Genomic DNA, 21,621 nt, shown 5'->3' with positions numbered 1-21,621 from the left:
AGCAGATAGAAAATAAAAGTATTCTACCTGATTTTAAGAAAGGTGGTCATCGGTTCTGCTCTTCAACATAATGCCTATCAAGTCTGCTATGCTATTGATGAAGAATTGGTAAACCTCCTTCCTTACTTCGATCAAAACTCCGTAAAGAAGGTACCTGCCTTCCTCCTTCTCGACTATGCCTATATTCTCTTATGCATGATAGGGAAAATCAATTTTATAAACTTTTGAGAGCCTTTCAACCGATTCAGTTATGCACCGGAATGACGTAAGTCTTTAGCTATTTGGAGTAATGCGAGAATTGGTTTTTTTCAGCCTACTCAGATTTCGAAGGCAATTCACAATCAACCTGCCTACTAGCTGCTAAGAATGAGACTGTAAACTAAATACTTCGTCTTGGTCTTGGTTCTGCTTCTTCGCCATTGCCTGCCGGCAGGCAGGAAAGCGAAAGCATTATTAAGGGACTTCCACTACACTACTATCATGACTATAATGACAGTCAAAATGACATCATGTCATTAGAGTTGTCATGGCACAAACATTGACTTATGCAGAATGTAAATAAATCGAATCTTAATTAAAATAATTTATAATGAGTAAAATAATAGGAATAGACTTAGGTACGACTAACAGTTGTGTTTCTGTAATGGAAGGAAGCGAGCCTGTAGTAATACCTAACGCAGAAGGAAAAAGAACTACCCCATCTGTTATCGCCTTTGTAGAAGGTGGTGAGATTAAGGTAGGTGATCCTGCAAAAAGACAAGCGGTAACCAACCCGACTAAAACGGTTGCTTCTATCAAGCGTTTTATGGGTAACAAATTCAGTGAATCTACTAAAGAAGCTGGATATGTACCTTACAAAGTGGTTAAAGGTGATAACGATACACCACGTGTGGATATCGATGGACGTTTGTACACGCCACAAGAATTAAGTGCGATGATTCTTCAAAAAATGAAGAAAACTGCTGAAGATTATTTAGGATATGAAGTAACTGGAGCAGTAATCACTGTACCGGCTTATTTTAACGATTCTCAACGTCAAGCGACTAAGGAAGCTGGTGAGATCGCAGGTCTTAAAGTAGAACGTATTATCAATGAGCCTACTGCTGCGGCATTAGCTTACGGATTAGATAAAAAAGATACCGATCAGAAGATTGTAGTATTTGATTTTGGTGGTGGAACACATGATGTTTCTATCCTAGAATTAGGTGATGGCGTTTTTGAAGTACTTGCAACTGACGGTGATACTCACTTAGGTGGTGATGACGTAGATCAAAAAATCATCGACTGGTTAGCTGATGAGTTTAAGGCTGCTGAAGACATTGATCTTAGAAAAGATCCAATGGCTTTACAACGTCTTAAAGAAGCTGCTGAAAAAGCTAAAATTGAGCTTTCTTCTAGTGCACAGACTGAAATCAATTTGCCTTATGTAACTGCTACTGCTAGTGGACCTAAGCACCTTGTAAAAACATTAACCAAGTCTGCTTTTGAAAAATTAATTTCAGACTTAGTAAAAAGAACTATCGCTCCATGTGAGACAGCATTGAAAAACGCTGGTCTTTCTACTGGAGATATTGACGAGATTATACTTGTAGGTGGATCTACTCGTATTCCTGCTGTACAAGAAGCTGTTGAGAAATTCTTCGGCAAAAAACCATCAAAAGGAGTAAATCCCGATGAAGTAGTTGCTGTAGGTGCTGCCATTCAAGGTGGTGTATTAACAGGGGATGTAAAAGATGTTCTTTTACTAGATGTTACGCCACTCTCTTTAGGTATTGAAACTATGGGCGGTGTGATGACTAAATTAATTGAGTCCAACACGACGATCCCAACTAAGAAGTCTCAGGTATTCTCTACCGCTGCAGATAATCAACCTAGTGTTGAGATTCATGTGATCCAAGGAGAGCGTGCTATGGCAAACGATAACAAAACTATCGGTAGGTTCCACTTATCAGATATTCCACCATCAAGAAGAGGTACACCACAAATTGAGGTAACCTTTGATATTGATGCTAACGGTATCATAAAAGTAAGTGCTGAAGATAAAGCGACTGGAAAGAAACAAGATATACGTATCGAAGCTTCTTCTGGATTGAGCGAGGAAGAAATCGAAAAAATGAAGCAAGATGCTGCTGCAAATGCTGATGCTGATAAGAAAGCAAAAGAAACTGCAGATAAGTTGAACGCGGCAGATCAAATGATCTTCCAAACGGAGCAACAGTTAGAAGAATTTGGCGAAAAGCTACCTGCTGACAAAAAAGCCCCTATCGAAGAAGCGCTTAACGAATTGAAAGCTGCTTATGAGTCTAAAGACTTAGCAGTAATTGATCCAGCACTAGAAAAACTAAATACAGTTTGGACGGCTGCAAGTGAAGAAATGTACAAAGCACAAGCTGATGGTCAAGGTGGACAACCTGGTCCAGATGCTGGTGGTGAGGCAGAGTCTGAAACTGATACTAGTGATGTGGAGGATGTAGACTTCGAAGAAGTGAAATAATCACTTATGCCATTTAAGTTGACAGCTTGTTAAGCTGTTATATTATAAATATAAAAGCCCTGAACTAAATAGTTCAGGGCTTTTTTGTTTCTATACATTCAATATAGTAGCTGTTTTCAGTATGTGTTGACAGCTCCATTTTATAAAGTCTTGAACCTTAACAAAAGACTCTTTTATTGGATTATTTTTTTTGCTTTTGCTTCCCTAGTTGTCTAGCGGCATAACTAAAAAACTTTAAGAATTTCAACTAATTTATTCAAATAATTGATTAACAGTGTTTTAATACGATTTGTTACTCAGGAAAAATCCCCTCTATAGGGAATGTTCTCGACAAGCATGAAGTTATATGTTTGACCATCATTAATTTAAACTAAACACGATGGATAAATTTTATCTCATTTTACTCTGTACTTTATTTTTCAATACGGTACAGTCACAAGACGTAATAATTAAGACCGATCAGTCAGAAATCAAAGCGAAAGTTATTGAAATTTTGGAAGATAAAATAAAATATAAAAAATGGGAACGACTTGATGGCCCTGTTTATAATATTAGTGTAGATGATGTTTTTATGATACTTTATAAAAACGGTGATAGAGAGTTTTTCAATCAGCAGAAAACGACACCTCAAACTGAAACTAATACCAATCAGAATAGCCAAACCACTACAGCGATGGCTAACATTTTTGGAGGTCAACAACAACAAGCTCAAACTCCGACTCCAACTCAAACTCAAACTCCAACAAATACAGTTGACAACCGTTTTTACTACCCTGACCTTGGTCGCTTAAATATCGGGTTTGGAAACGATGGCTCTTCTGAAGCTAGCACATTTGCGATAGGCTTAGTCGCATCACAGGCCTTTTCTAATGTAAAACAAGAAAGTTTTGAAATTGAATACGGTGGTTATGGACTGTTTTCAAATATTGAAGTACCTGGAGCTAGTTCAAACACAAGCATATTTGCTTTTTCGTTAGCTCTAAATTATGGCTATTATCTCACCGATCAATTTAAAATTAGTTCAGGTCTCGGGTATTATTATGGATTTGGAACCGTGTCGTTTGAATCTGATTTTGGTAATTCTGAGGAGGAAGTCACGGTAAACGGACTTTACTACAATATCAATTTAGACTATTTATTTACCCAAAATTTTGGAATTAACCTTAGATATGACGAAGTAATGGGGTTAAATTTTGGAATCACGTTTAGCATATAGTACTATATCGGAATACTTATAAAAGTAATATAAGAACTACGATAAACTAATAATAGCATAGCCAGTAAGACAGAACTATGTCGAACATTATTTTTTCATCAAAGGATAATAAAAAAGCCTGTAGTAATTATTTCAGTAACAAAGGGATCTTAGATGTTATTCTAATATAGTCTGTCTAGTCCTTATATAACAGTTAACAAAACAATCTTAAATCAATTATCATGAAAAATTCTTTTAAACTTATTTTATTCGTTTGTACCATCGCAATTAGTCTTTTTACCATCTCTTGCAGTGAAGATGATGCTGTCGAGGGAAATGGTCAACTAGTAGGAAGCTCTGGTAACCCTCGTTTTAATTTACAATTTACAAATTCAGACAACGTAGATTTAGATTTGTATGTAAGAACCCCTAGCGGTACCGTTATCTCCTTTATTAACTCCAATGCAGACGGAGGTTCTCTTGATGTTGATTGTCAGTGTGGGAGTTGTCCTCAAGGGGCCAATGAAAATATATTTTGGGAAAACGGTACTGCTCCAACTGGGGACTATGAATATTGGGTGGAATATTACGGGAGTTGCAATGGCGGGAACTCTTCAGCCAGTTTTACTCTTAGAGTCCTAAATAATAGCGAGTTGCTTTCTACACGTACAGGAACACTTTCTAGTGGTCAATCTACAGTATGGACACATAGCCAGCAGTAATTAAGGATTCCTACTTATAGGCCTCTACAGAATGAACCTAACTGAAAAAACATAAGACATTTCAAAATATAGGACTGTAATTTTAATAGCATCCCTTTCAATAGCTATTAATAGCTGTGAAGAAAGGGATAGCTTTCATTAAAATTGATTTACGCTTTACCAACACCTTTTACAACTAATTGGATGATTGGAACACTATCTACATTCTTCAAAAAAAATAAAAATTATAATAGTAATCTTAAACTAACTGAACATGAAATCAACATTTAAAAACAGTTTTATCTTACTGGCTTTAAGTATTTTAATCATAGCTACTACTTCTTGTAGTGAAGATGATTCTGCTCCACAAGAAAACGAATTTTTTAATATCAATGTCGATGGGGTTCCTATTGATTTAACGTATCAAAACGCTATTGACCTTGCTGGAGATAACAGTATTTTTGTGTCTGGCGGACTATATCCAGATGATTACTCTGTAACCATAGTATCAGATGAACTTACTAGCACGGGAACAATTACTTGCGCTGAAAATGAAAGAGGAATATATTCAGTTCGTTTAGGCATATTTAGTGGACCTAATAATGATTTAACAACTTATGATGATGACGATGATACGTGCCAAAGCTCGATAACAATCACAAGAAATAATACTTATATTGAGGGTACTTTTACAGCGACCTTAAAAGAAACTTCATTTAGTAATCCTGAAACTGTCAATATATCAGGTTCTTTTAAAGTTAGAGAAGATGAAGATTAACTCGATCCTATATGGTGTTTATACGAACCAATACTTACCACTTCTATTGTAACTCATAACTAGTTTCTTTGACCATTACTTCTTTTAGTGAATTAATGCTGCTTAAGGTTCACAACCTGGTCCATACGCTAGAGCTTAGGCTTTTAGCGACTCAGATGCTACAAGTGATGTAGAAGATGTGGACTTTGAAGAAGTGAAATAATCACTTATGCCAATTAAGTTAACAGCATTGGTAGCTCTTAGCGATAAATTATAAAAGCCCTGAACCAAATAGTTCTGGGCTTTTTTTATTGTTTTTTTGCTTTTGCTCACCTTTGTGCCTAACGGCATGGCTCAAAAACTGTGAGGATGTCTACTATTTAATAAATAATTGATTTTCAGTCCTTTAATTTATTAATAAAAAAAATGCTCTATAGGGAATGTTCTCGAGAAGCATGAAGTTATATGTTTGACTATATAACCAAATGGAAAAAGAAACTTTCAAAAAAGCACCATAGTTCTCGGTAGCGTTCTTATGGATTTTTGGAATTGAATTAGATATTCTAATTAGTTCTTTATTTAAAATCGGATAAGTATGACTTCTATCCCTAACACGCCGGTAAACAAAATTGAAATAACCATCTTCTTCTAATCCGAATTGAAACTTGATTCTTATTTTGCCTGTGGATAAATTTAATTACTTAAGAATAGAACTGTCAAAATTCTCAAAAATATGTTTATCTATAGATTTCTTAAAGCATTTATTAGCAGTAAAATTTTCATCTATATTTTGACACCCATCATATATAAGTGGGTTTTCAACCTCATCGTATCTAGGAATAATTTCTTGTCCCTATAAAGGTTGAGAAACTAATAGACATGTTAGTATGATTGCTTGTTTCATTTATTATAATATTTAGTTTGCTATAATTAAGATATTGTAATTCTAAAAAACACATTTTTTTTGATCAGCAAAATATACCCTATATGAGGTATTTTGAAGATCATATTAAAACTATATCTTTAAAATTAGAAGCATGAAAATGTATAGTTACCAAAATTATGCACTTTTCATTTCCCTTCTTTTTATTAAAACAAAATCAATTATGAAATTTACTCTCAAGATTATTTTAATCTTTTTAGTTTTATTTGCTGCGTTTAGTTGCAAACAAAATAATCCAAACGCCGGTGATTTCGATCAAAAAACTACCGGGAATACAAATGTAATAGAGAAAGAGATCAAACACTATGGGCTGTTATTTAATGAAAGAGACAGCATAAGTGTTGATCTTAATCTCGATGACTATAAAACCTATGAAGAGTTGTTAGATCGAGTACATCAAATAGGTTGTACAGACAGAATTCCCAAAATAACCTTGGGAGGTGATGAAGAAATAAGAAAAATTTATTTCATATCCAGGTGTGATGAAAAAGCAAAAGCTCCTGTAATCAAACTTAAAAATGTGATTCAGGTTTATGAGGATAAAGTGTACACCTATTTTGATAATCTATATGATCCATTGGATAGTCTTAAAAGTATTACGGCAAGGAATATCAAAAACTACGGGAAAATTGGAACATTAAGCGATTCACCCGATAAATTAATTTTTTCCATTGCTTACGGCTTAGATGCCAATCCTAATCGATTAAAAAACACATTACTCCAGCTTACTAAAGCATTTGATGAAGTAGGTGGGAAAAATAATTTAAGAATTATTCTAGATGAAGGAATGGAAATAGCACCTCCTCCACCTCCTCCACCACCAGCCCCTGACATTATTGAGGTTGTTGAAGATGAACTCGAAATCGAAGAAACAGTGATTTCAAACTTAGAAATCTACGAAGATGAAGAAATTGTTGAAGTAATTGAAGTTGATAACACAACATCAACAAAAACTGCTGCATCAACCTTCAATTCACTTACCAACTACATGGTCATTCCAGGCACTTCTACCAGCAGCATATATTTAAATGAAACGAGTACTGGACGGTATAAAATAAACATGACTGCCAAGATATACGATTACATTGAAAATGGAGTTAATAATGGTACAGCTAGCATTAAGGCTACAGTTCCATTAGATAAAGTTGACGATTTATATATAGAAGATGATACGATTTTCTTAGAAAGTGATGATGATAACTTCTATATCGTTGCTGGTTTTGCTGGAAAAGAAGAAAGTCATTATACTTATGATTTTGAAATACAAGTAAAAAACAAATCTAAAAGGGATCGTATTTATAAAGCAATAAAAACGCTCATTGAATAGTAAGATTAATACAAATTTAAAAATACGCTTTCGCAAAAGCGTTCATAACATAATGTTAGTTACAAGGCTTCCATTAGTAATTAATTAAAAAGCTGCCCCCTTTAAAAAAGGTATGGCTAAAAAATAGATGTTTATTCTTAAAAAAGTTTTGATAAACAACTGAATAGAGATTCAGCGTCAAGTGGGATAATGGTGTCAAAGATAAATCCGAATAATCCACACTCATGTTATAGTGGATTATAAATGGCTAAGTAAAAATAAGTTTACATTAGCTTGAATGACAAAGCCGCTATTCAAAGAGAATAACAGTAATTTTGCTCAATATAAAAACTGGTCCTAACAACTGTATGCAAACACTTCTCCATTATTTTTTACACCTAGTTTTCCCATTGGGCATCGCTTGGATGTTTTTTAATAAAGAATGGAAGAAAGCTTATCTAATTTTACTTCTTACAATGCTGGTAGATCTAGACCATCTTCTCGCCTCTCCTATTTTTGATGCGGACCGTTGCAGTATTAATTTTCACCCATTACATTCTTACTATGCCATGGTTTTTTATGTGGGTCTGTTGTTTCTACGCAAGCCCTTTCGCATTCTAGGAATTGGACTCCTTTTCCATATGTTTACAGATTTAATGGACTGTTTGTTAACTTACCAAAACTGCAAAGACTGTCTGGCTGCTTCTCCTGCCCTAGATGTATTAGAGTTGATTTCCCGCTGGTAGGGCTTTGATTTTTATTATGAGCTTAAAAGTTCCCATGGCATTTTATATTATTCGGCTTGAAAAGAGTTATAGCAATGACCAAAACTTATACCAGACACTATGTAATTAAATTGAATTTCCTTATTCGATTTATGATTTCAGTCAGCTCTCTCTTTTGTAGTAATTAAACCAACATACTTTATCTTAAAAACAGATATCCCACAATTAGTTTAGGAGTACCATAAATGGAATTAACATAGTTTTAGTTATAGAAAAATATATTTTGTTTAATATTTTTTTAAATTCGTTGAACAAAATAAATTAAAAAAATATGAAAAATTTAAAAAAATTGTTATTCCTATTTATGGGTTTAACACTGTTGGTATCTTGTAGCGATGATGACTTTTTTAGTGGACAGAGAAAAATATATGAATTAAGATCTGTTGCTGATCCTTCTATATCTGGAACCGCTACATTTATTCAAAATAAGGACAATTCTACTACAGTAGAGTTACAATTAGATGGAACTCCAGCAGGCGGTATGCATCCTGCGCACATCCATTTTAATACTGCTGTAGAAAGTGGTGGAATCGCTGTTACTTTAGGTACTGTAAATGGTGATACTGGATTTAGTACGACTACGTTTTCAGAATTAAATGACAATACTAGTGTCTCATTCAACGATATGCTTTTCTTTGATGGTTATATCAATGTTCATTTAAGCTCTGGCGATTTAGGTACTCTAGTGGCACAAGGAGATATAGGACAAAATGAACTAACTGGAGCGTCCATATTATTCGTATTAAATGACGTTGCTGATCCTACTATAAGTGGAACTGCTACTTTTAGTCAACGTTCTAATGGAGAAGCTCTTGCTGTATTAAATATTGCTAACACACCTGCAGGAGGTTCACACCCTGCTCACATACACGCAGGAAGCGTTGCTAATGCACCGGGTGGAATCTTATTTACCTTTAACCCAGTGAACGGTGATACAGGTATCAGTAGTACAAATGTTGCTGCATTAAATGACAACAGTCCATTTAATTACAATGATGTATTAGTTGTAGACGCTTATATCAATGTGCATTTAAGTAGTATGGACCTAGGCACTATAGTAGCTCAGGGAGATATAGGTATCAACTAAACTTTTATTTCCAACTATTTATACGAGCAAACCCAACAAATATGTTGGGCTTGCTTATTTAAAAAAACAGCAAACCCTCCAGAGAATACTCTCTTGGAGGGTTTCTTTTTATACCTACTCATAAAAAACTCCTGCTGTTTGATTTTGAGGCTAAGTGCTATATTTGGTTTGGAAACAAAAAAATAGATTTTATAGCATTAAACTCAAGCTTATGAAAAAAAACTCCTTCTGATAGGAACACTACTAATTGGATTTGGAGTCGGATACTGGTCCTGTAGCACCCACTTATTTGTTGAAGATATTACTGAAAAAACTAAAAGCCTTCCACCTCCTCTAAAAGACAGCATTTTGACCAGCCTTGAGATGGAGGTAGAACAAGAAGATTTTGACGACTTCTTTTACCAATTTATGATAAATCCAGATTTTCAACTATCCAGAATAAAATTTCCACTTCGATCCGTCTCTTTTAAAGATGGATATCCCAGTAATGAAAGGGACACCACATACATTACAAAAGACCAATGGCATCATGATTTCTACTATTTGGACCAAACATCCATTCCTAAGATCTATGACAACTATAAAATGCAGTTACAAGATACGGATGAACGTGTTTTTGTATGGTCAGGTGTAGAAAACGGCATCAATGTACAATCGTTTTTTAAAAGAATTGATGGATACTGGCGCTTTATAAAAAGAGTAGATGTATCCACCTGAGAAGCATAAAACTTAATGACCACGGCTCTTCTACTGAATGTAGTTTAAGGCGACTATCTATTTAAAACAAGATGAATAGTCACCCATTATTAAATCTAATTCTTTTGCACTTGTTTAACGTTATTAGTTAAAGTTTAAATAATGTCCACACTATTAAAAACCAAGAGGCTTAATAATACGTAAGTTGGACAAAGTTTAAAAATGAAAAAAATAATTCTATTACTGATTTTCATAATCAATGCTATGGCTTTTAGTCAAGTTGGTATAGGAACTGCTACCTTTCAAAATGGTGTTGCTTTACAAATAGAAAGCGATTCCAAAGGATTGTTAATCCCTAGAGTGCCTTTACAAGCAAAAAACCTAGAAGCTCCTATTGCCCCATCCCCAATTGCAACTGGTGTTATGGTATATAATACGGCAACTGCTGGAACAGGAGTCAACACAGTAAATCCAGGTTTTTATTATTGGAATGGAAGTTTGTGGATTTCTCTTGAACCAGCAACTGAGAATACTAAATTTTGGTCGCTGTCAGGAAATGCTGGCACCACTCCTGGCACAAATTACCTTGGTACATCAGATAATCTGGATATCCAATTTAAGACCAATGACCTTAGAAGAGCAACCATTAAAAATGACGGTTCTTTAATTATTGGTAATAATAATACCACGTTAACTAACACGTTGACGAGCGTCTACCCTACTGGAACACAAATAGGCCTTTATGCGGCTGGTCAAAGTTCTCCTGTAACCATAAGAGCTACTAATATCTCTGGAACGACTTATGTGTTGGACGGAGGAAATTTTGACGCAAATGGTGGTAGAGGTGTCATTGGTATCAGTACAAATTTGGCAGCAAATAGTACGAGTACTGTAACTGGTGTTCTAGGGGTTGCAGGTAGAACAGCTTTTACCGAATTACGTGGGGAATCAGTTGGTGTGTCAGCACAAGGAACAACAGGATTACATGCAAGAGGCGTTGGTAAAAGTACTGTAGATTATTATGCTGGATCTTTTGAATACGATCAAGATGATAATATTAATACTTCAACTGGCCCATTTGCAAGAATCGCAGGTAAGGATTTCGCGCGTACTGTAGGTTCTATGCCTTCATCAGATATAACTTACGGAGGTTATTTTGATGCCAATATCAGTAACGGTAACGGTGCAAATGCAACTCCAAGTTTTGCATTCGTGGGCGCTAGTACTGGCGGCACTTCCTACAAAATATTGGGAAGTGGTTCTGTATCCACTATGGTTAAAGATGTAGAGGATAATAATAGAATACTATTTGCTACAGAGACTCCAGAAATTTTATTTGAAGATTTTGGAACAGGACAGCTGGTAAATGGTGAGGCTTATATCAAAGTGGATCCAGTTTTATCTAGAAACATTTATGTAGACGAAGAGCATCCTATAAAAGTTTTTTGAGTTACACACTTAGCATCTGTTTTATATCTTTATGATAAATTGGTTTAGCTATTACCATTCTTTCTATTGTTTTATGGAATATGCTCTGTTTGGATTGAGATCGATTAATTCTAAAACAGAATTCGTCAAAGTAGCTTTGCACATGCCATTTACTAACATGTGTAGGTATTGCTCTCAACCAAGATTTTAACTGCATAATTACAACATGTAGTTCTTTAAAATTACTTCCGTTATTACTTAGTTTCTGCTCTATATCATAATTCTTTTTAAGTGGAGCATAACCTCTCCATTTATCGGTAACTATTTTTGCAGAGGGATCTATATGTTCTTCAAATATTGGAGTTAGTGATTTAGCTGAGTAATCATCTATAGACTTCACATAAACTCTTTTGATTTTATGTTCGGCGCTCAGTTCTACCGCTATCACTGCTTTTTTCTTTTTTGAATCGTAACTTCTACCTTGCTTGCCTTGTTCTTTTCCCCCTACGGTAAATTCATCTACATGAACTATTTCGGTTAGAGGATATTTTTGACTGCTTTTCATTGACTTTCTAACTTTCTGCATGAAATACCAAGCGGTACCTTGACGGATATCAAATCGCTTTCCCATTTGAACACTGGAAACACTCTTGGTACTAGTACTCATTTCAAACACAACGCAGAATGCCTTTTGCAAACCAAATTTAACCTTATGAAACAAGGTGTTTGCAGTGGCGCTTTCAACGTGATTGCAACTGTAACAGTGATATCTATAACCAGATTTTTCACAGCCCTTAGTGTGACCACATTTTGTACATGTAAAACCATCCTGCCATTTTATTTTTGCTAAATATGCTTTACAAGTATCATCATCTGGCAGTTCTTTCACAAAACTCAGTATATTTTGACCTTTAAATACTTCCATAACCCGTGTTATTAATGATAACAAGATACGGAAACTATATGACTAACTCAAAAAGTTTTTATACAACTAGAAGGAGATTGTAAAGGGGTGTATGTAACTGAAAAAACTAAAGATGGTTTTAAGGTGAAAGAATTGCAAAACGGGAAGTCCAATGTGAGTTTTTCATGGAATTTAGTCGCTAACAGGGCCGATGCTCTCCATGCAGATGGAAGCCTATCTTCAAAACATGTCGATGTGCGCTTCCCTATAGGTCCTTCTAAATTAGAACCTATGGAGCAAACGCTTCAAGATTACGATTCAAATAAATAAGAAATACCCTATATCAAACAAAGCTTCGCTCTAAGAGCGAGGCTTTGTTGTTTACGGATGTTTTAAGAATGTCTGAAAAGCTAAATCCCTAAAAATCTTGAATAGGTTCCGCTTTCGCGAAAGCGGAACTCAACAACTAAGGCTTGTACTCTAGTTATAAAAACCAAGTGCCACCTGTTTCTTTATTTACAAAAACAGTACTTTATTCACAAAGGATTAAGACCTAATCGTCTAGAAGAACCATTTAAAAACTCTAATTTTACTGCTTTAAGTTATTTTATATAAGAAGCTTTTGTTAGTGTTACCCCTTCCTATAATCCATAGCTTTTATGGTATTCATTTCAATTTTAAAACAACATACATGCAAGATTTAAAAGGTAAAAACGCGATCATAACAGGCGGTAACCGTGGCTTGGGGAAAGCTACAGCAATAGCATTTGCAAAAGAAGGAATAAACGTCGCCATTACTGGTAGAGATGAAAAAGCGTTAAAAGCAACGGTTAGCGAATTAGAACAGCTAGGTGTCCAAGCCACTTATGCAGCATTTGACATAAGTAATTATAAAGAGGTACAAAGCCACATCAAAACTTTAGTCGCGCACTTAGGTGCGGTGGATATTCTTGTCAACAATGCGGGTATTGCGGCTTTTGGCACGCTCAACGATATGGATGTAAATCAGTGGAGTCAGATCATACAAACCAACCTTATGGGAATGTATTATGTCACTAAAGAAGTCCTTCCCTATTTGATCGATCAAAACAAAGGTGACATCATCAACGTTTCTTCTACCGCAGGCTTGAGCGGTATTGCAAGTACTTCGGCTTATTCGGCTTCCAAATTTGCAGTGATCGGGATGTCAGAATCCTTGATGAAAGAAGTGCGTAAAAACAATATCAGAGTTTGCACACTAACACCAAGCACCATCGCAACAGATATGGCAGTAGATTTAGGGATAGCAGATAAAGATTCTGAGGACAGTGTATTACAAGCAGAAGATTTTGCCGAGTTGATTGTTGCCGGATTGAAATTGCCTAAGAGAGCGATGCTTAAAAGCGCTTCTTTATGGTCTACAAATCCTTAAGCGAAAAATATAAACTGATATGTTGGAATTTAAATTTTATCCCAACTATTTAATAGGTAACACTCGATCTATTTTATAGGAACTAGAAAACAACTTCTAAAAAACTGAAGATCTAAAACATACCTGTGCCCAACGGCACTTACTAAGATAGCACCCATAAAGCAAGTGTAAAATAAGGCTGGTGGAAAAGTTAGTAAGCTACATATTGCACCAACCAATTGGAAATTCTTTCCGCTAATTCACTTGAATCTTTTAAAATTTTCTATTTTAGGTGGATGAGTTTGCTCCTATGGAATAGCTGCTGTAAATTAAAAGCTTCCATAATGTCATTTATCTTTAAAAAGAATACGGTTACCAATAACCTTCCAACTATGAAAAAAATTATAATCCTATTAATTATACTTTCTGCCGCTAGTTCTTATTCCCAAGAGAAAAAAATATGGGCTAAATCATTTATCAATCAAAAAGCACCTGAATTGGTCGTTGAAGAGTGGTTAACTGAAAAACCAGAGACAAAAGGAAAATTTGTTTTAATCGATTTCTGGGCAACCTGGTGTGGTCCTTGTAAAAAGGCAATTCCTGAATTGAATATTTTTCACAATAAGTATAAAGATTCCCTAGTTGTTATTGGTATTAGCGCTGAAGCGAAAGGAACGGTAAAAAGGATGAAAAGTCCTGAAATGGAATACTACAGCGCCATAGACACTCAAAGGCGATTGAACCAAATTTATGAAGTGCAAGGCATACCACATTGTGTGATCATTAATCCAGACGGCATTGTGGTTTGGGAAGGATGGCCTCAACAAAAAGGCTTTGAATTAACGGAAGAAACTATTGATAATTTAATTAAAAATCAATAGTAACTTTGTCCTCTATGGATATGAATACAAAGCTTGCCGCAAATTTAGAAATATCAAGACTGGTTTTAGGAATGTGGCGCTTGCTGGACTGGAATAAAACCGATCAAGAATTGTTGTCTTTTATCAAGCAGTCTATAGAAAGTGGCGTGACCACCTTTGATCATGCCGATATTTATGGGAACCATGAATGTGAAGCGGCTTTTGGAAAAGTGATAAAAAATGAAAGCGCATTGCGCGACCAAATGCAGCTGGTTACTAAATGTGGAATCAAACTCACCACTGACAAATTTCCAGAGCGCCAAATAAAATATTATGATTACAGCGCCTCCTACATCATTTCTCAGGTAGAACAATCGCTTAAAAACCTGCAAACCGATCGCTTAGATATACTATTATTACATCGCCCTTCCCCGTTTTTTAATCCAGAGGAAGTAGCTTCCGCTTTTGACCAACTCCAATCCAGCGGTAAAGTGCTTCATTTTGGGGTTTCTAATTTTCTTCCATTGCAATTGGAATCGTTGCAAGCCTATGTGGAAAAGCCATTGGTCACCAACCAAATCGAAATCTCTGCTTATTCTTTAGAGCATTTTGAAAACCAAAACCTAGATTACCTGATCTCTAAAAAAATACGCCCTATGGCCTGGTCGCCTCTTGCTGGAGGTGAGTTGTTACAACCCAAAACAGATAAAGGAACCAGAGTGCTAGAAGCGGTTAAAAAAGTAGCGCAAGAAACAGGTGAATCACAATTAGATAAAGTGATTTATCAGTGGCTATTGATGCATCCATCGGGTATTATTCCCGTTTTAGGAACTGGTAAAATCGAGCGCATCAAAACTGCTGTAGATTCCTTAAATATCAAGATGTCACTAGAGCAATGGTTTCATATTTATGTGGCCTCGATGGGTAAGGATTTGCCTTAGGAAGCAGTCTTTGGTATGTGGCAGGTAGAAAATCAACTAACGATTGGTGGTTTTTAATGGAATGATTTTAGGTTTTGTGGAACAAGGAACTAAATTCAGCAGGGGATACGTCCAAACCTTTTTGCCATCTTATCAAATCCGTAAGTAGTTAAATATTAACTTATTAATTAAACAAAACTAACCATCTACTAACCTGTGAGGTTTCACCTTAAAAAAATTATCTAAGCTAAAAGGGCAACCTGACAGATCTTAATCCCAAACAATCCATAGAACACAGCATATCGATTAAAGGTTTTTATTTTTATCAATATATACTGCTTTCTTTTTCTTTTTAAAAAAAAGAAGTTTATGCCGCCCTTGCTCTTAGGGAGTTTTCCTCTGCTGCATTTATTGGAGCATCAAAGTGATGCGCAAGGAAAGCGAAAACACCATAAAACAATTCTCTGTATCGTACCTTTGTCTTCTAAATTAAAAATGTGGCAAGAAATGTACCGGCATCAATAAAAGAGCAAAGTAAAAAAAGTAAAACATTCTCCTTTAGCGCCTTAAAAACCTTACCGAGATTCTTTAAAGAAATTTGGAGAGTAAGCCCAAAGCTTTTTGTGACCAACTTTATCGCAAGAATGCTTACTGCACTGAGTCCAGTCATATTGTTATGGGTAGGGAAATTAATTATTGATGAAGTTATTTTACAAATCTCTCTCGATGAAAAAGACCTGAACCAACTCTGGACTTATGTTGCGATCGAATTAAGTGTTGCCGTCGTAGCCGATTTGTTAAACCGATTGATCAACCTTACCGATGGATTGATAGGTGATTTGTATTCCAACGCCTCTTCTGAAAGAATCATTAGGAAAACAAACGAACTGAGCTTAGAACAATTAGAAGATCCTGATTTTTATGACAAACTAGAACGAGCCAGGCAGCAAACCAGCGGTCGCGTAGGATTGATGAGCGCTTCTTTAAGCCAAATTCAAAGCATTATTTCCATAGGCTCCTTGATCGCAGGTTTGATTTATTTTGAACCCTTATTGATCATTCTTCTAGTGTTAAGTATTATCCCGTCGTTTATTAATGAAGCCAAATTCAGCTCCCACAGGTACTCTGTAGCTCGCAGCTGGACAGCAGAGCGTCGTGAACTGGATTATTTACGTTTTATAGGCGCTAATAATCAAACGGCAAAAGAAGTCAAGCTTTTTGGACTGACCGACTATATCGCCTCGCGATTTAAAAAACTGTCTGGCGATTATTATGAAATCAATAAAAAGCTCTCTTTAAAGCAAAGCTTGTACGGTTCCTTGTTTAATATTTTAGGAATTCTCTCTTATTATGGGGCTTACATCTTTATTATTTTTAAAGTAATTACAGGAATTCTTTCCATAGGAGAATTGACCTTCTTATCTGGGTCATTTAACCGTTTGCGAAATAACCTTCAAGGCTTCTTTTCCAGATTCACTGCTATTTCTGAGAGCTCGCTGTATTTAAGGGATTACTTTGACTTTTTAGATATACAGGTTACAGATGAAGCGTCATCCACCACTCCACTTCCTGACAGTATTCAAGAAGGTTTTGAGATTAAAAATGTACATTTTGGTTATGCCGGTAGCGATACAGATGTGCTGAAAGGAGTGAGTTTTAAAATCAAAGCTGGAGAAAAAATAGCCTTTGTAGGTCAGAATGGTGCAGGAAAAACAACCTTGATCAAATTGATCTTGCGCTTTTATGAACCTACCCAAGGAGAGATATTACTCGACGGCATCAACATTGCGCAGTTTGACAAACAAGAATACAGAAAGCGTTTTGGTGTTATTTTCCAAGACTTTTTTAAGTATGAATTTAGCTTGCGTGAAAATATAGCCGTAGGGAATATAGAAGAACTTTCTAATGATACTATGATCAATGATGCTGCCCAACGCAGCCTAGCAGATCAAGTTATTGCCGTTATGAAGGGTGGTATCGATCAACAGTTAGGAAGACGCTTTGCAAAAGGTCAAGAATTGAGCGGTGGACAATGGCAAAAAGTAGCACTGGCTCGCGCTTACATGAAAGATGCTGATGTTATTGTGCTCGATGAGCCTACCAGCGCATTAGACGCACAAGCCGAATACGATGTTTTTGAACGTTTTATTGGTCTTACTAAAGGAAAAACCAGCATCATCATCTCACACCGATTCTCCACCGTACGTATGGCTGATCGTATACTAGTACTCGAAGATGGTCAAGTCGCCGAAATAGGTACCCATGAAGAACTTATGGCTGCTCCACAGTTGTATGAGCAATTGTTTAATTTACAAGCTGCTGGTTATCAATAATCGATTTATCTTTTTAAAACTAGTATTTGTATATATTAGTAATACCACTACTGTGGAACTCATTTTAAAAATAACCTTATGAACAAAGATCTATTTACCAAAGGGATTTTAGCTGTTATTGCATGGAACTTAAGCTTCTTAAGTGTTGATAAAATCTTAGATAATTTTACTTCCCAGGATACTACTGAACTAACCAAGAGGTTTGTTGCCGTTCCATTAAATAACGATGGAAGTATCAACGTGCGCGTTACGAATAATGAAACTATAAAAGTTGATATCAGTAATATTAGCACCAATGATGAGCTTGATATAAATATTGATGAGGTAGGTGGTGCTTACGTTCCTTATGGAAAATTAAAAGTTGTTATAGAGAATTAATTATGAAAGTTATTATAGCCTTACTTTTTTTTATTGCCAGCAGTACCTACGCTAGTTCTCAAAACTTACATCTCTACGGGGGCGCAGATTATACCGAGTATTTAGGCTGTCTAGACTGTTCTAGATTTGATAGCAAGTCCATATGGAATGCTTTTGGTGATTATGGAAGTAATTTTAGCAACAGTTCTATATGGAACGATTTAAATAATTATGGAGATCCAAATAATCCGCTGTCACCATGGAACAGCGTTTCAAACAAAGCACCAAAAATTATAGATGATGCTGGGAAATTCCAAGGCTATCTGACCGCAAATCCATCCGTAAAAGAGCGTTCTAACTCCAGACTAGCAACAGAACTGACTAAGAATTATAAAGAGATCCCAGGAGACTTAGGGAAATGGTACAAGAAGCTGGTGGTGGATTATAGTAAGATGTGATTTTGCTTGTAAGCCTGAAGAGGTAAAATCAGCAGATTTGACATTACTAAGTTAGTTGGAGTGCTCAACTAAGCATGATTTCAAAACCCTTTTATTAGAATAGGCGCTACAGCCCATAGCTCTACAGGCTTTAAAAATATACTCTACTAAGAAGCCTGCATCAGAAGACTGAAGTATAAATGCACTAGAGGTCAAAGTAAGTGCAAGGTGCATTGGTCAGAAGGGTGCAGCAATACTGGAAAATGATCTCTATTATAATTAAAAATTAAGAAATCATCATACAGTGCAGCATTCATTCTGCTCCGTATAATGATCAATTTAGATAGAACAAATTTCAAATAAAACACTTTTCATTCTCAGCAAAGCAACATACTGCTAATGAACAGACCACCAGATAAAATTAGTGAGCTGCGCTATGCAGCAAAATGACATAAAACAAAAAAGGTCGAGAATTGCTTCTCGACCTTTTTATCTATTAGAAATTATTTTATTTACAATTTCTTTGCATTCTTTACTTTCTGCTTCGTAAGGGCTAATTCCAGCACATTACTCATATCACTTACATAATGAAAGGTCAAGCCTTTGATATAATCGGCTTTGATTTCTTCTATGTCTCTACGATTTTGCTCACAAAGAAGGATCTCTTTAATTCTCGCACGTTTTGCCGCAAGAATTTTTTCTTTGATACCACCTACTGGTAATACTTTACCTCTAAGCGTGATTTCTCCAGTCATCGCAAGACTTTTCTTCACTTTACGTTGTGTAAACAAAGAAACTAATGAAGTTAACATGGTTACTCCGGCACTAGGCCCGTCTTTTGGAGTAGCTCCTTCTGGCACGTGAATATGTACGTTGTATTTTTCAAATACCGAGCTATCTATCCCCAATTCTTCGGCGTTAGATTTGATGTACTCCATCGCTATGGTAGCACTTTCCTTCATCACTTTACCAAGGTTACCCGTTATGGTAAGATTTCCTTTCCCTTTAGAAAGAATGGATTCAATAAAAAGAATATCCCCACCTACTCGAGTCCATGCCAGTCCTGTAACCACACCGGCAACATCATTATTCTCATACTTATCGCGTTCCATTCTAGGCGATCCTAATACTTTAATAACCGTTTCATTAGTCACTTTAAGATCGTAGTCCTCTTCCATGGCAATGCTTTTGGCTGCATAACGTACCATCTTAGCAATTTGCTTATCTAGAGATCTCACGCCACTTTCACGTGTATAACCTTCTACAATTTTTTCAATCTGAGGTTTGGCTATTTTGATATGAGACTTGTCCAGTCCGTGCTCCTTTAATTGCTTAGGAAGTAAATGTTGTTTTCCTATTTCTACTTTTTCTTCTATCGTGTAACCCGTCACATTGATGATCTCCATACGGTCGCGCAATGCAGGTTGTATGGTGTTTAAACTATTACTAGTCGCAATAAACATCACTTTGCTTAAGTCAAACCCCATTTCTAGAAAGTTGTCATAAAAGGAATTGTTTTGCTCTGGATCTAGCACTTCCAGCATCGCACTAGAAGGGTCTCCATTATGGGAGTTGCTCAATTTATCAATCTCATCCAGTACAAAAACAGGATTTGAAGTTTTGGCCTTTTTAATACTTTGTATGATACGTCCAGGCATCGCTCCTATGTAGGTTTTACGGTGACCACGTATTTCTGCTTCATCTCTTAATCCACCTAAGGAAATACGCACATACTCCCGTCCTAAGGCCTCAGCAACGGACTTACCTAGAGATGTTTTCCCAACTCCTGGAGGGCCGTACAAACAAAGTATAGGCGACTTCATATCATTACGCAGTTTCAAAACGGCTAGATATTCAATGATGCGTTTCTTTACTTCGTCCAGACCGTAATGATCGCGATCTAGAATTTTCATGGCGCGTTTCAAGTCAAAGTTATCCTTAGAATAGTGGTTCCATGGCAGATCGAGAATTAAGTCCAAATAATTACGATGTATAGAATATTCAGCTACTTGTGGATTCATGCGTTGCAACTTTGACAACTCTTTTTCAAAATGCTCCTTTACAGTATCATCCCATTTCTTTTTCTTGGCGCGCTGGCGCATTTCATCCACTTCTTGATGAGAAGAAACGCCGCCACCCAACTCATCTTGGATGGTTTTCATTTGCTGGTGCAAGTAATATTCTCGTTGTTGCTTATTGATATCTGTCTGTACTTTAGACTGTATATCGTTTTTAAGCTCTAATTTCTGACGTTCTATATTCATAAAACGCAAAGTCTCTAGTGCTCGTTCTTTTAAATCATCGATTTCAAGAACTTTTTGCTTTTCCTCTACTTTCAAATTCATATTAGAAGAGACAAAATTCACTAAAAATGAATCAGACTCAATATTCTTAATAGCAAAAGAAGCCTCACTAGGAATGTTGGGGCTTTCTTTAATGATCTCAAGAGCTAGTTCCTTGATTTTTTCAATAATCGCCTTGAATTCTGGATCTTCTTTTACTGGTCGTATATCTGGAATATCCTTAGCTACAGCAGTGATAAAAGGCTGCTCTGTTACCATTTCACCCATTTCAAAACGCTTCTTACCTTGAATAATTACGGTTGTATTACCGTCAGGCATTTTGAAAATCTTCAATATTTTTGCTACCACACCAGTCGTGTGAAGGTCTTCAATAGAAGGCTCTTCGACATCTTCGTCCTTTTGAGCTACAACACCTATAGCGAGCCCTTTTTTATTAGCTTCCTGTAATAATTTAATAGAACGATCACGTCCTGCAGTGATGGGAATTACGACACCAGGAAATAATACCATGTTGCGCAATGGCAGTATGGATAAGGTTTCTGGCACACTTTCCTTATTCATTTCTTCCTCGTCCTCGCTGCTCAATAAGGGGATAAATTCCGCGTCTTGATCAAATTCTTGGAGTGACAAGTTGTCTATTGAAAATTTCTTTGGTTTGAACATATCTTTTTCAGTCGCCACAATGTCATATAGACTGTTGGCTTTTATTTGTAATAATTATTTTT

At 36.0% G+C, this 21,621-nt stretch carries 18 protein-coding genes; 16 read left to right on the top strand and 2 right to left on the bottom strand.

All coding sequences use genetic code 11. The annotated features are described in order from the left end of the window. Nucleotides 1-589: 589 nt before the first annotated feature. The 9 genes from dnaK (at nt 590) to F0365_RS12250 (ending at nt 11,413) form a co-directional block, all read left to right on the top strand. On the top strand, nt 590-2,494 hold the full coding sequence (dnaK, locus tag F0365_RS12290; protein WP_169933960.1) for a molecular chaperone DnaK: 1,905 nt from the start codon (nt 590-592) through the stop codon (nt 2,492-2,494). A gap of 379 nt (nt 2,495-2,873) precedes the next feature. Continuing rightward, complete coding sequence (locus F0365_RS12285; RefSeq protein WP_169933959.1) at nt 2,874-3,710, top strand: hypothetical protein; 837 nt, start codon at nt 2,874-2,876, stop codon at nt 3,708-3,710. 221 nt (nt 3,711-3,931) lie between these two features. Continuing rightward, a complete protein-coding gene (locus F0365_RS12280; RefSeq protein ID WP_169933958.1) occupies nt 3,932-4,411 on the top strand; it encodes a hypothetical protein in 480 nt (159 codons plus the stop codon). A gap of 253 nt (nt 4,412-4,664) precedes the next feature. Continuing rightward, the gene (locus F0365_RS12275) at nt 4,665-5,168 is read left to right on the top strand and encodes a hypothetical protein (protein ID WP_169933957.1); all 504 of its coding nucleotides are present in this window, start codon (nt 4,665-4,667) and stop codon (nt 5,166-5,168) included. 1,016 nt (nt 5,169-6,184) lie between these two features. After that, a complete protein-coding gene (locus tag F0365_RS16670; protein WP_262889007.1) occupies nt 6,185-7,417 on the top strand; it encodes a hypothetical protein in 1,233 nt (410 codons plus the stop codon). Between the two features lie 314 nt (nt 7,418-7,731). Beyond that, nucleotides 7,732-8,142: a DUF6122 family protein gene (locus F0365_RS12265; RefSeq protein WP_240961640.1), complete on the top strand. Its 411-nt coding sequence runs from the start codon at nt 7,732-7,734 to the stop codon at nt 8,140-8,142. 310 nt (nt 8,143-8,452) lie between these two features. Then, nucleotides 8,453-9,268 carry a CHRD domain-containing protein gene (locus F0365_RS12260; protein WP_169933956.1) on the top strand — a complete coding sequence of 272 codons (816 nt, stop codon included), beginning with the start codon at nt 8,453-8,455 and terminating at the stop codon, nt 9,266-9,268. Nucleotides 9,269-9,616: 348 nt separating this feature from the next. Further along, nucleotides 9,617-9,985: a DUF4348 domain-containing protein gene (locus F0365_RS12255; protein ID WP_169933955.1), complete on the top strand. Its 369-nt coding sequence runs from the start codon at nt 9,617-9,619 to the stop codon at nt 9,983-9,985. A gap of 201 nt (nt 9,986-10,186) precedes the next feature. Further along, on the top strand, nt 10,187-11,413 hold the full coding sequence (locus tag F0365_RS12250; RefSeq protein WP_169933954.1) for a hypothetical protein: 1,227 nt from the start codon (nt 10,187-10,189) through the stop codon (nt 11,411-11,413). Nucleotide 11,414: 1 nt separating this feature from the next. Here the strand turns inward: F0365_RS12250 and F0365_RS12245 are convergent, their stop codons facing one another. Beyond that, on the bottom strand, nt 11,415-12,317 hold the full coding sequence (locus F0365_RS12245) for an IS1595 family transposase (RefSeq protein WP_169931964.1): 903 nt from the start codon (nt 12,315-12,317) through the stop codon (nt 11,415-11,417). An 87-nt stretch (nt 12,318-12,404) separates the two neighbouring features. Between F0365_RS12245 and F0365_RS12240 the strand changes: the two genes are divergently transcribed. The 7 genes from F0365_RS12240 to F0365_RS12210 all read left to right on the top strand — a co-directional run bounded on the left by F0365_RS12240 (nt 12,405) and on the right by F0365_RS12210 (nt 18,614). Continuing rightward, nucleotides 12,405-12,626: a hypothetical protein gene (locus tag F0365_RS12240; protein ID WP_206071280.1), complete on the top strand. Its 222-nt coding sequence runs from the start codon at nt 12,405-12,407 to the stop codon at nt 12,624-12,626. A gap of 361 nt (nt 12,627-12,987) precedes the next feature. Continuing rightward, complete coding sequence (locus F0365_RS12235; protein WP_169933952.1) at nt 12,988-13,707, top strand: 3-ketoacyl-ACP reductase; 720 nt, start codon at nt 12,988-12,990, stop codon at nt 13,705-13,707. 371 nt (nt 13,708-14,078) lie between these two features. Further along, on the top strand, nt 14,079-14,567 hold the full coding sequence (locus tag F0365_RS12230) for a TlpA family protein disulfide reductase (protein WP_169933951.1): 489 nt from the start codon (nt 14,079-14,081) through the stop codon (nt 14,565-14,567). Between the two features lie 20 nt (nt 14,568-14,587). After that, complete coding sequence (locus F0365_RS12225; protein WP_206071279.1) at nt 14,588-15,487, top strand: aldo/keto reductase family oxidoreductase; 900 nt, start codon at nt 14,588-14,590, stop codon at nt 15,485-15,487. 476 nt (nt 15,488-15,963) lie between these two features. Then, on the top strand, nt 15,964-17,799 hold the full coding sequence (locus tag F0365_RS12220) for an ABC transporter ATP-binding protein (protein ID WP_169933949.1): 1,836 nt from the start codon (nt 15,964-15,966) through the stop codon (nt 17,797-17,799). 78 nt (nt 17,800-17,877) lie between these two features. Beyond that, a complete protein-coding gene (locus F0365_RS12215; protein WP_169933948.1) occupies nt 17,878-18,177 on the top strand; it encodes a hypothetical protein in 300 nt (99 codons plus the stop codon). 2 nt (nt 18,178-18,179) lie between these two features. Next, entirely contained in the window at nt 18,180-18,614 is a 435-nt protein-coding gene (locus tag F0365_RS12210) for a hypothetical protein (RefSeq protein ID WP_169933947.1), read from the top strand. A 491-nt stretch (nt 18,615-19,105) separates the two neighbouring features. Here the strand turns inward: F0365_RS12210 and lon are convergent, their stop codons facing one another. Next, complete coding sequence (lon, locus tag F0365_RS12205; RefSeq protein ID WP_169933946.1) at nt 19,106-21,559, bottom strand: endopeptidase La; 2,454 nt, start codon at nt 21,557-21,559, stop codon at nt 19,106-19,108. Nucleotides 21,560-21,621: the final 62 nt, after the last annotated feature.

The organism is Nonlabens sp. Ci31 (assembly GCF_012974865.1).
GTDB lineage: Bacteria > Bacteroidota > Bacteroidia > Flavobacteriales > Flavobacteriaceae > Nonlabens.
This window is presented reverse-complemented; position numbering and strand designations above follow the sequence as displayed.